The 7610-nt window shown below is 39.7% G+C and carries 10 protein-coding genes and 9 tRNA genes; all 19 read right to left on the minus strand.

Annotation, left to right across the window (positions count from 1 at the left end):
• Window positions 1-36: 36 nt before the first annotated feature.
• Window positions 37-471 (minus strand): competence type IV pilus minor pilin ComGG, encoded by a 435-nt coding sequence (comGG, locus tag AXE83_RS09315; protein WP_060956236.1) that lies wholly within the window; start codon window positions 469-471, stop codon window positions 37-39.
• Window positions 449-910 (minus strand): competence type IV pilus minor pilin ComGF, encoded by a 462-nt coding sequence (gene comGF, locus AXE83_RS09320; protein ID WP_060956237.1) that lies wholly within the window; start codon window positions 908-910, stop codon window positions 449-451. Before comGF ends, comGG begins: the two co-directional genes overlap by 23 nt.
• Window positions 873-1175, minus strand: a complete 303-nt coding sequence (gene comGE / locus AXE83_RS09325; protein WP_049509188.1) for a competence type IV pilus minor pilin ComGE — start codon at window positions 1173-1175, stop codon at window positions 873-875. Before comGE ends, comGF begins: the two co-directional genes overlap by 38 nt.
• The gene (gene comGD, locus AXE83_RS09330) at window positions 1138-1572 is read right to left on the minus strand and encodes a competence type IV pilus minor pilin ComGD (protein ID WP_060956238.1); all 435 of its coding nucleotides are present in this window, start codon (window positions 1570-1572) and stop codon (window positions 1138-1140) included. Before comGD ends, comGE begins: the two co-directional genes overlap by 38 nt.
• Window positions 1535-1858: a competence type IV pilus major pilin ComGC gene (comGC, locus tag AXE83_RS09335; protein ID WP_060956239.1), complete on the minus strand. Its 324-nt coding sequence runs from the start codon at window positions 1856-1858 to the stop codon at window positions 1535-1537. The genes comGD and comGC overlap by 38 nt, the downstream gene beginning before the upstream one ends.
• Window positions 1859-2902 (minus strand): competence type IV pilus assembly protein ComGB, encoded by a 1044-nt coding sequence (gene comGB / locus AXE83_RS09340; protein WP_083501012.1) that lies wholly within the window; start codon window positions 2900-2902, stop codon window positions 1859-1861.
• Complete coding sequence (comGA, locus tag AXE83_RS09345) at window positions 2823-3764, minus strand: competence type IV pilus ATPase ComGA (protein ID WP_060956241.1); 942 nt, start codon at window positions 3762-3764, stop codon at window positions 2823-2825. The genes comGB and comGA overlap by 80 nt, the downstream gene beginning before the upstream one ends.
• Before the next feature lie 57 nt (window positions 3765-3821).
• Entirely contained in the window at window positions 3822-4199 is a 378-nt protein-coding gene (locus tag AXE83_RS09350; protein ID WP_007555701.1) for a DUF1033 family protein, read from the minus strand.
• A 137-nt stretch (window positions 4200-4336) separates the two neighbouring features.
• A complete protein-coding gene (locus tag AXE83_RS09355; protein ID WP_060956242.1) occupies window positions 4337-5395 on the minus strand; it encodes a zinc-dependent alcohol dehydrogenase family protein in 1059 nt (352 codons plus the stop codon).
• 139 nt (window positions 5396-5534) lie between these two features.
• Window positions 5535-6686 carry an N-acetylglucosamine-6-phosphate deacetylase gene (gene nagA, locus AXE83_RS09360; RefSeq protein WP_060956243.1) on the minus strand — a complete coding sequence of 384 codons (1152 nt, stop codon included), beginning with the start codon at window positions 6684-6686 and terminating at the stop codon, window positions 5535-5537.
• Between the two features lie 157 nt (window positions 6687-6843).
• A tRNA-Leu gene (locus AXE83_RS09365) sits at window positions 6844-6927 on the minus strand.
• 9 nt (window positions 6928-6936) lie between these two features.
• Window positions 6937-7008 (minus strand) — tRNA-Gln (locus AXE83_RS09370).
• Window positions 7009-7021: 13 nt separating this feature from the next.
• Window positions 7022-7094: transfer RNA gene (locus AXE83_RS09375), tRNA-His, on the minus strand.
• 13 nt (window positions 7095-7107) lie between these two features.
• A tRNA-Trp gene (locus AXE83_RS09380) sits at window positions 7108-7178 on the minus strand.
• An 11-nt stretch (window positions 7179-7189) separates the two neighbouring features.
• Window positions 7190-7270 (minus strand) — tRNA-Tyr (locus tag AXE83_RS09385).
• A 12-nt stretch (window positions 7271-7282) separates the two neighbouring features.
• A tRNA-Phe gene (locus AXE83_RS09390) sits at window positions 7283-7355 on the minus strand.
• 3 nt (window positions 7356-7358) lie between these two features.
• Window positions 7359-7432: transfer RNA gene (locus AXE83_RS09395), tRNA-Met, on the minus strand.
• A 10-nt stretch (window positions 7433-7442) separates the two neighbouring features.
• Window positions 7443-7532, minus strand: a tRNA-Ser gene (locus tag AXE83_RS09400).
• Window positions 7533-7538: 6 nt separating this feature from the next.
• Window positions 7539-7610 (minus strand) — tRNA-Glu (locus AXE83_RS09405).

Consider the following 7610-nt stretch of genomic DNA (forward strand, 5'->3'; position numbering starts at 1 on the left):
ATCACCACTTAAACTAGATTTTACAAATCTGATAATCTATGTCTTATCATTCTTAGAAGGAGTAACTTTAGATGGCTCGGTGGCCTCTTTTTTAACCTCTTCTTTTTTCTCCTCATTTCCTTCTTTGGACTTATTTTCTGTCTTCTTAGTCTTTTTATCGGTCTTTTTCAAATGAGAAAAGTGAAATTCAAACTGATTTTTTCCAGTGTCAACAATCGCTGTAAATCCCTTTTGGTCATTACGATAAGTTGACTTCCCTACATTAAATGACTGCTGACCACTCTCATAACTAGCTTTTTCATAGGTTCTCTTAGCCATTGCAAAGGCAAGGAGTTTTTCTTTATTGAGGGCATAATCCTGATGATGAGCCACTTGTCGATTTAGATAAAACTGCAACAAAAGACTAAAAATTCCAGCAACAGTGATCGCGTAAAGGAGAACGCCAGCCCTAACTTTTTTCTTTTTCCACACGATAGATAAACTCCCTCTCTAGTCCCTTTTCAAACTGAAAATTAAAATGAACATTTTGCCCGTTTTGGTAAATATGAGCTGATTTCAGACCGTAAACCATCGGCTGGTAACCACGTCCACTGGCATCTGTTTTTCGAAAATCATTTGACTTTGATTTTCCCATGGAAATAGGTTTCCCATCCTGTTTGAGGTAAAGTCTATCATTCTCTACTTTTTCAAATTGGGCTCGATTCAGCTCTGCTTCCAGCTGATCCACAAATAAAAGCCATTCTTTTTGCTCACTTTTCTGCTGGTAGCGAACTTCTGAAACCAAGAGTTGGCTCATAGATTGAAAAAGAAGCAAACTCCCACTAATCACAATAAGAGCAACCAGGGATTCTAAAAGAGTAAACGCTCTGACTCTACTTATCTTGAATCGCCAGTAATTTTTCAGTTCCATAATACACCTCCAAACCTCGCTCATTCGAGACAACATGAACTGTAAGCCCATTGACAGTCAACTGCTTTTGTCCAGTCTGCAAAGCCATACGAGCCACACGCAAAACTTCTTCCTGTTCTAAGAGTCTTGCTTCCTGTCGTCTACTTTCTTGAATCTGCCCTAACAAGAGGGTTGCAATACTGGCAAAAATAGCTAGTGAAATCACTGCCTCCAGTAAAATAACCGCCTTAATTTTTTGCTTCTTGAATACGTTTAATCTTTCCATTTCCTAGATATAGTTGGTAGCGAACTACTTCTTTCCTTGTTTGAAATCTCACACTTGCAAGAGACGAATTTCCTCCAGCCTTATCAAAGGTGATTGACTGATTGGACTGTAGTTGAATCCCTTTAGGGATGGCTAATTTCTGATAGCCATTTCCAATACTTCTCTCTTCCAAAATCAAGTTGATCTTCTGCTGACTAGCCAGACTTCGCTTCTGGGTTTCTCGATAAAGTTCCTCAAACTCCATAAAGAAAATTTGTTCTTCCACAGCCGCAAAAGTGGATTGAACTGAACTTGACAAACCCAAGGCTAACAGACTGACTATCCCTAAGACCAATAAACTTTCTAACATAGTAAAAGCACTAATCCGCAACTGTTTGACTTGTCTTTTGTTTTGCATGGTATTCCTTATAGGCTTTTGCTTGCTCAGCAGTGATGCGTCCATCTGCCTGAAGTTTACTTAGACTAGCATCCTCATTTTTATCTAGAGTATAGAGTTCAGCTTGGCTTTCTACCACCTTGACGACTGCTGCTTTACCCTTGTCATTCACTGCATCCTTTTGCTTAGTTAGGTTTGGCACAAACAGTAAGAGTAGAACACTAATGATGAGCAACACCACCAACATTTCTACCAGTGTAAAAGCTTTTGCCTTGGCTTTCTTTAATTTCATCAACATTTTTTCCATCTAAAAATTTACCTCCATATTTTGATACATAGGCAGCAACATAGCTGCGTACAATAAAACGATTAGCAGAGCTACAAAAATAAAGACCAGTGGTTGAACTAAGTTCATCGTACGATTAACTCGGGTAAAGAAGGATTCCCACGTTTTTTCTGCATAGATTTCCAATTCGCTTCCCAACTTGGATTTGATCTCTCCATATTCAATGATTAATCCCAACTCTCTTCTAAAAAAAGGATAATCCTGCACAACCATAGAAAATTCATGCCCATTTTGCAAGGACAGGGATAAATCATGTCCGATTTCCTTAAAAAGAGGATTGCCTTGCTCCTGCATCATCTGGAAAATCTGTGACAACTCTAAACCTTGTCCAATCATATTTCCCCATTCTCGAGCATAATAGGCCGTCAGATAATACTGAACAAATACACCTAGAAAGGGAATTCTAGCTAGAAAAGAAAAGACTTCTATCTTCCTAGATTTTCTGTAGAATATCAGTCCTGTTAAAGATACGAGACCTAGCGCCAGAGTAAGTCCAAGAAAAATCTGTGGTAGGTTACTAATCACTAAGGTAGCTATGTTACTACTATCCAGTTGGGGCAAGAGATAATTTCGCAACCCCAACATAATGAGCAGTAAGAAAGCTAACAATATGATTGGATAGGTCGCAACTTCAATTAACTTCTTCTTGACCTTAGCAAGATTATCTAAATACTCTTCAATTTTCCCTAAACTCAAATGAAGGTTCCCATGAACTTCAGCCAAGGAAAGTTGCGTGACAATTGAACTTGAAAAACCTAAAGTCCCCATCATTTCCGAAAAGGATTTTCCCTGCGAGAGTCCTAGACGCATCTGCGATACATATTCCTTTTCCAACAAGAGACTTCTATCTAGAAAGGAAATGATCTCTACCAAGTGAAAACCACTCGAGAACAAATTGTTAAAGAGAGTGATGATTTTCTTCTGCTTACTGGTAGCTAATTTTCTCCGTTTCAGCTTGAAAGGCAGTGATATGTCCTTCTTTAAGAAGCTGGTCAATTTGTCCATTCCACTTTTCTGCCTGGTGTTCTTGGTAATCTTCGTTTGCAAAATCAATAATTCCTCCTCCTGCGATTAGTCTCTGGTAACAAACACCTTGTAAAACTACTGCCAGTTCATCTTCACTGACACCAAGTTCTAAAAGGCGCTCATAAACCCCACGAACACTCTTGGCATGGATTGTCGAGAATACCGTGGCACCTGTCAGACTAGCTCGTACAACGGCACGGGCTGTTTCGCTATCTCGAATTTCTCCAATGATTAAAAGATCTGGACGATGTCGTAGGGAAAGTTTGATCAAGTTCTCATAGCTAAGTCCGATAGCTTCATTGAGCTGTAATTGTAGCATTGCTTCTTGCTTAATCTCAACCGGATCTTCAATGGACATGACCTGTTGTCCCTTAAACAATGACTTGGCTAATTCATGCATCAAAGTAGTTTTGCCGCTTCCTACGGGGCCTGCAAAAAGATAAAGCCCGCGTTGCCTAAAGCCCTTTTCCAGTTCTATAAGGTCCTGAAACCAGAAGCGCAACTCTTGTTCTTGATCATGCAAAAGCCGGATTACTAGACTCTCATGACCACGATAATCTCCCACCGTCGATAAGCGTAATGAAGAAACCTTATCTCCATGCTGATAATCACAGGAACCAAGCTGACTACGGCGTTTTTCTCCAACGTTCATCCCCGCAATAAACTTAAAATGACTAATGACAGCCCCCAACTTTTCAAAGTCATAGGTGTTAATCAAATGTCTCTCATCTCCAACTCGCATATGTAGCTCATAAATCTTTTCTTTAGGAACAAAATAGATGTCCTGAGCTCCTTGTTTTTTGGCCAGTGTAATCAATTCTTGTGCAAGTATTTGTACCATATCTTCCTCCTCATTCTTATTATTCGAAGAAAATATAAAAAAGAAGAAACAACTTCATTAAAAAGTTGTTTCTTCTTTTTTTATGCGACAAGTACGGTGGATTTCTAAACCAGTCTGCTTTTCGTAACCAGGTCTAAATTTTTCATCTGGAATGACTTGACCATCTTCCAACAAAGCCAAGGAATGATATTGCTGAAGAAATTCATCGCATTCTTCACACCAGCGTTTATCTTCTGGATCCCAAAAAATAGTCATCAAGTCTCCTCTACTTTTGTAAAGGGGAATCTCCTTTTCTAACTCAAACCAACAAGACTTATAATATTTCAAGGCGTCATAATAGTTATCAAATTTTTTGCTCGCAATGACGTCGTCTTCCCAGCCTTCTATAAACCACCACGGTTCAAAATCTCCGTACATTTTTATAACTCGATACATAGTTTAACTTCCTTTGTACCGTATATTATAGCGAAATTTTGAGAACAATGAAAGAATTTTGCTCATTTTCACGAATTATATAACATTTTCAAAAAATCCAGCTATTCTAAAACGAATAACTGGATTTAAAAACAAGATTAACCTTCTGAAATATCGTTTTCAATGATCACTTTAATTGCATGATGATCGGCGGCCTTACTAAATACTTCATAGGCCTTTTCTATTTCACTAAGTTTGAAATAATGAGTTACCAATTTTTCAGGTTCAATTTTATGACTTTCTAAGGCTTTCAAAAGCTGAGGAGTTGTATTGGTAGAAACCAATCCAGTAGTAACATTAATGTTACGAATCCAAAGAGTGTCCAAATCAAACTGAACTGGTTTACCATGCACACCACAGTTGGCTACTGTTCCGTCTACACCGATAATCTTTTGACAGAGATCAAACGTTGCAGGAATACCAACAGCTTCTATAGCAACATCCACACCTCTACCATCTGTTAAATCATAAATTTCTTGAATTGCTTTTTCAGGGTCTGAAGAATTAATCTTATGAGTAGCACCGAAAGAAACTGCAGTATCTAAACGGTTATCGTCTAGGTCCACCATAATCAATTTAGCTGGTGAATAGAATTGTGCCGTCAAAAGAGCTGCCAATCCAACTGGCCCTGAACCAACGATAGCTACACTACAGCCGGGCTCAACTTTCCCTTTTAAGACACCAATTTCATAGCCAGTTGGCAAGATATCAGATAACATAACTAAGGCTTCATCAGACAAGTCAGATGGAGTATGATAAAGAGTATTATCAGCATGAGGCACACGTAGATATTCAGCCTGCATACCGTCAATCAAATGTCCAAAAATCCATCCACCTTCGTCTTCACAGTGAGCATAGATTCCTTTTTTACAATAGTAACACTTGCCACATGCACAAACGCAAGAAATTAAAACCTTATCACCCTTTTTGAAGTTTGAAACTCCTGCTCCAACTTCCTCTACAATACCAATTCCTTCATGCCCTAGGATAGTTCCACTCTTACAAGCAGGAACATCTCCTTTAATAATATGAAGGTCTGTACCACAAATAGTAGTCTTAACGATACGCACAATAGAATCTGTTGGCTTGCGAATAACTGGTTTGTCAACATCAACAAATGACGCAAGGCCTGGTTTAACGTAAGTATAAGCTTTCATAAGCAATCCTCCGCTTTTTTATTTGTATTATTTATATCATAATTGTAAGCCTTTTCATTTAAAAAATCAAGTGATTTGTGAAAGAAATAACAAATTTGTTTTAAAAAAGAAGAAACTAAACTAGTTTCTTCTTTAGAAATTATGCTTGATAACGTTTTTCACCATCTAGATAAGTTGCTACTAATTCCAAATCTTTATCTAGCACGATAAAGTCAGCATCGTAGCCTTCACGAATTTGTCCACAGACGTCATCGATATGAACTGATTTAGCTGGGTTCAGACTAGCCATCATGACTGCTTCATGAGGATTTGCAATTCCCCACTCAACGACATTTTTCAAACCATCTTTAAGTTTGAGAATGGAACCTGCCAAGTTACCTGTAGATTTAAGGCGAGCAGTCCCATTTGCAACTACAACTGGAAATTCACCTAACATATAATCGCCATCTTGCAAACCGCCTGCTGTCATACAGTCAGTGATAAGGGCAATATTTTCAGTTCCTTTTTGTTTAAGAAGAATTTCGCAAGCCTTAGGATCCACGTGATGACCATCACAAATCAATTCTGCATAAGTGTGTGGTAACTCATACATAGCACCAACCATACCAAGTTCGCGGTGTGTTAAACCACGCATTCCATTATAGGCATGAACCCAAACACTAGCCCCGGCATCAACAGCTTTTTTTGCTTCATCAAAGGTAGCATTAGAGTGACCAAGAGCAACAGTTACACCTTCACCAGTAATTGTACGTACAAAATCCTCAACACCATCACGTTCAGGTGCAAGAGCAATTTTATTAAGAAGACCATTAGCAGCCTTTTGCCAAGCGCGAAATTCATCCATACGTGGATCTTTCATATAGGCAGGATTTTGAGCCCCCTTAAATTCTTCGGTGAAGTAAGGTCCTTCAAAATAAATACCACGAATCTTAGCACCAGATGCTTCTTGATAGCGTGCACCAATGTTTTCAGTAACAGCCAGCAATTGTTCGTATGATGAAGTTAGTGTAGTTGGTAAGAAACTAGTAACACCTGTGCTAAGAAGGCCTTCACTCATCGTATGAAGTGTACCTTCGATATTATTATCCATAACATCGACACCACCAAAACCATGAATGTGTGTATCAACTAGACCCGGTGCAATGCTGTAACCAGAGTAGTCTAAAATTTCTGCATCATCCGAAATCTCTTCAACATGCTTACCAAACTTGCCATCAATAAGTTCCAAATAACCTCCACGACGAATACCATGTGGATAGAAAAATTGATCAGCTTTAATATACTTAGGCATAATGATAACCCCCTTAAGAAATAATCTACTATTTATTATGTCAATTACATTATAAACCTTTCAAAACAATTTGTAAATGGTATAGACCTTTTTTAGTGAAATTTTAATAAATTACTCAACAAAAAAACAAGGTTTGAAAACCTTGTCTTTATTACTATACCGGCGGCCGGGGTCGAACCGGCACGTCCTTGCGGACACTGGATTTTGAGTCCAGCGCGTCTGCCAATTCCGCCACGCCGGCAAATAGTAACTGGGGTAGCTGGATTCGAACCAACGCATGAGGGAGTCAAAGTCCCTTGCCTTACCGCTTGGCTATACCCCAATAATATAAAATAGGCGAGTGATGGGGATCGAACCCACGCATGCCAGAGCCACAATCTGGTGTGTTAACCACTTCACCACACCCGCCATAATTTTAAAACACGGGCAGTAGGAATTGAACCCACACTGAAGGTTTTGGAGACCTTAGTTCTACCTTTAAACTATGCCCGTAGTTAAGGTTATGGAAGGGGAGGGATTCGAACCCCCGAACCCGAAGGAGCGGATTTACAGTCCGCCGCGTTTAGCCTCTTCGCTACCCTTCCAAAATATTTAAATGGCGCGAGACGGAATCGAACCGCCGACACATGGAGCTTCAATCCATTGCTCTACCAACTGAGCTACCGAGCCTTATTGCGGGAGCAGGATTTGAACCTACGACCTTCGGGTTATGAGCCCGACGAGCTACCGAGCTGCTCCATCCCGCGTTAATAATAAAGGAGGATGTGGGATTCGAACCCACGCACGCTTTTACACGCCTGACGGTTTTCAAGACCGTTCCCTTCAGCCGGACTTGGGTAATCCTCCAATAAATAGTCCGTACGGGATTCGAACCCGTGTTACCGCCGTGAAAAGGCGGTGTCTTAACCCCTTGACCAACGGACC

It is taken from the genome of Streptococcus sp. oral taxon 431 (assembly GCF_001553685.1).
GTDB lineage: Bacteria > Bacillota > Bacilli > Lactobacillales > Streptococcaceae > Streptococcus.